The sequence below is a fragment of the Caballeronia sp. genome (assembly GCF_028292365.1).
Classification (GTDB): domain Bacteria; phylum Pseudomonadota; class Gammaproteobacteria; order Burkholderiales; family Burkholderiaceae; genus Caballeronia.
In genome coordinates, this window is sequence record NZ_JAQGMM010000605.1 from 1 (window position 1) to 3,007 (window position 3,007).

Sequence of the window (3,007 nt, forward strand, 5' to 3'; positions counted from 1 at the left end):
CAAGGTATCCGATCTGCATCCGGCACCCCAGTGGCTCGCCGAAATAAAGACCCGTGCAGATGCCAGGGTTGCTTCTGTTTAACCACCTAAGGGCGGCGCGATTGCCGCCCTTGATCGTACTTCATCCGGCCAGGTTTCTGTTATCCGCCATGGCAATCACACGCTGCGCCATCCGGATGTTCGCGTAATCAACCAGCTTGCCGTTCACCTGCACCGCCCCGCGTCCTTCGCGCTCCGCTTCTTCCAGCGCTGCGATAACGTGTTGAGCCTCGCGTAACTCGTCGTCGCTCGGAACAAACGCGCTCTTCGTTGAGTCGATCTGGCCAGGATGAATGACTTGCTTGCCGTCGAACCCCAGGGTTGCCTCCTTGATGGCAAGCGCCGACGTCAGCTCGGCGTCGCTGAACGCACCGCAGGGACCGTCGATGGCTCGCAGGCCGTACGCGCGCGCCGCAACCAATATGCGCATCATCGGATACGCCCACATGTCCAGCGCCGTGCTAGTGGTTTCGCCGTGTTGCGAGCGTGAAGTCATCCGGTACGCGGGATGCGACAAGCCGATATCAACACCCTTGGCACCAATCGATGCGGAGAAGTCGCCCACGCCGAAATGCAGCGACTCAATGAGCTTGGAGCACGCCGCTATCCGCTCGCAGTTCACCAGCCCGCGCGCGGTTTCTATCATGACCTCGATCCCGATGGCGCGCGTCCGGCTCAGAGCACGAATGCCGATCAATTCGATCACGCGGTCAAGGTCGCCAGTGCTCTCGACCTTTGGAATCAAGAGCGTGTCCAGCCGGTCGCAAGACTTGAGCAAGCGTGTCACCTCCGTCTCAAAGCTCGCGCTGCCCGGCACATTGACCCGTACGCTGAGCACTTTATGCCCCCAGTCGAGCTCGTTCATGGCGGCGACGGCACCCTCGAGCGCCGCTTCTTTCTGACTATGCGGTACGGCGTCTTCCAGATCGAGGAACACAGCGTCCGCGGCGCTAGCTGCTGCCGACTCGACCATCCTTCTCTGGTGTGCAGGCACGGCAAGAAATGTTCGTGTGATTCGCATGAAAAGTGGATCCTTTTTCGTTGGAAAATAGCTTAGGCAATCCGCAACCGCGATGGATGCAGCCCCAGTTCCCAAAGGATCGAGTCAGTATGCTCCCCTACGGCGGGCACGCTGTTCATCGCCGGCGACAGCCCGTCGATGATCATCGGCGGCAGGAACACGTTGAGCGGTCCCATCGGACTGCCGATGGATCGGATGCGATCCCGTTCGTGCAATTGAGGATGGGCCAGAAACTCTTCAACAGTGTTCATCCGGCTGTTCGCGATTGCTGCCTTTTCCAGCCGCTCACTGAGCTCGTCGCTGGTCCACCGGGTAAAGCGTTCATTGATCAGCGCTTCGAGCGCATCACGATTGCGCACCCGGTCCGGATTCGAAGTAAAGCGTTGGTCGGTGCGCACCGACGGATCGTCAAGTACCTTTTCGCAAAAGCTCTTCCATTCCCGTTCATTCTGAATACCGAAGAAAATGGTCTTCCCATCGCCGGCGGTAAAGGGTCCGTACGGGGCGATAGTTGCGTGACGCGATCCCGAGCGCGCGACCGGCTTGCCGCTGTCGCGTGTGTAGTATGCCGGGTAGCTCATCCACTCGCTCATGGCGTCAAACAGGGAGACCTCGAAGGCTGTGCCCTCCCCGGTCTGTTCACGGCGATAGAGCGCGAGCAAAATGCCGTTCAATGCATACATGCCGGTCGCAATATCGACGATCGAGAGACCGCACTTGGCTTCGTCGTCGGGTGTACCGTTGATCGACAGGAAGCCGGTCTCGCATTGCACCAGCAGGTCATAGGCTTTCTTGTTCGCATACGGACCCGTTGAGCCGTATCCAGAGATGTCGCAGGCAATTAGGCGCGGATACCGGTCAACGAGCGATCGAGCATCGAGCCCCAGCCGTTTTGCCGCGCCGGGCGCCAGGTTCTGGATGAACACGTCAGCGCGCGGCAGCAATTCCTCTAGCACCTCCTGACCGAACTCCGACTTCACGTCGAGGGCCAGGCTTTCCTTGGAGCGATTTGCCCAGACAAACTGGCTGGACATGCCATGCATCGCCTCGTCGTACCCACGCGCAAAGTCACCGCTGCCCGGCCGCTCGATCTTGATGACCCGCGCGCCCCAGTCGGCGAGATGCCGGCTTGCAAGCGGAGCGGCAATCGCTTGTTCAAGCGAGACGACAGTGATGTTTGCGAGGGGAAGATTCATATCGGACACTTTCTCTGTTGATTGAGGATGACCGGGCGGGCGTTAAAGCCGCCAGCGCCCGTTGTCTGGAGAAAGTGTCCCGCAGGTGGTACGGCGTGTGAATTGCCTATTTTTGAAGGCCGCGTTCGCGATTGAAGACTTGCTCGCGCGAGGGCAGGATCTAGGCGACGCGGTTGAGGGTACGGCGCTCGAGAAAGCTCGCTATGTTGCTGGACACCGCTTGAGCGAGCGCCTCGACGGCAGACGTACCGGCCCATGCCACATGAGGTGTGAGCAACAGGTTATCTGGCTGACGCGTCACGAAACGATGCTGCTCGTGAGGCGGCTCGGCCTGCAAGACGTCGAGTGCCGCACCCGCGATAGTTTGCGCGAGCAAGGCGGCTTCCAGCGCGCGTTCATCAACAAGCGCACCGCGCGCCGTGTTGATCAGCACCGAGGTCGGCCGCATGATCGCGAACTCGCGTTCGCCAATGAGCCCCTGCGTCTCGGCGGTCGAAGGGCAGTGCAGCGAGATTACATCGCTGGTACGGATCACTTCGTCGAAAGGCGTATATCCAGGTCGCACTTCGGCGTGGCCCTTACGCTCGCTGAAGAGTACATGCATACCCAGCGCTTCCGCCAGCCGCGCGACCTCGCTGCCGATTGCGCCCGAGCCGATAAGACCCAACGTCGCCCCACGTATCTCGCGTATGGGCGCAGCATGGACGCAAAAGACATTCGACGCGGTCCATGCCGACGACGCCGCCAGACT

General features: G+C 60.4%; 3 protein-coding genes. All 3 read right to left on the bottom strand.

The genetic code is table 11. The features are described from left to right. Positions 1–121: 121 nt before the first annotated feature. Entirely contained in the window at positions 122–1,060 is a 939-nt protein-coding gene (locus tag JWR14_RS35495; RefSeq protein ID WP_299718848.1) for a CoA ester lyase, read from the bottom strand. 32 nt (positions 1,061–1,092) lie between these two features. Then, complete coding sequence (locus tag JWR14_RS35500) at positions 1,093–2,256, bottom strand: CaiB/BaiF CoA-transferase family protein (protein WP_299718850.1); 1,164 nt, start codon at positions 2,254–2,256, stop codon at positions 1,093–1,095. 160 nt (positions 2,257–2,416) lie between these two features. After that, the coding region (locus tag JWR14_RS35505) for an NAD(P)-dependent oxidoreductase (RefSeq protein ID WP_299718853.1) at positions 2,417–3,007 on the bottom strand (591 nt) is incomplete at its 5' end.

Bases quoted from the DNA above. Each gene is read 5' to 3' on its own strand.
- JWR14_RS35495 (WP_299718848.1), bottom strand. From the start codon at position 1,060: ATGCGAATCACACGAACATTTCTTGCCGTGCCTGCACACCAGAGAAGG.
- JWR14_RS35500 (WP_299718850.1), bottom strand. From the start codon at position 2,256: ATGAATCTTCCCCTCGCAAACATCACTGTCGTCTCGCTTGAACAAGCG.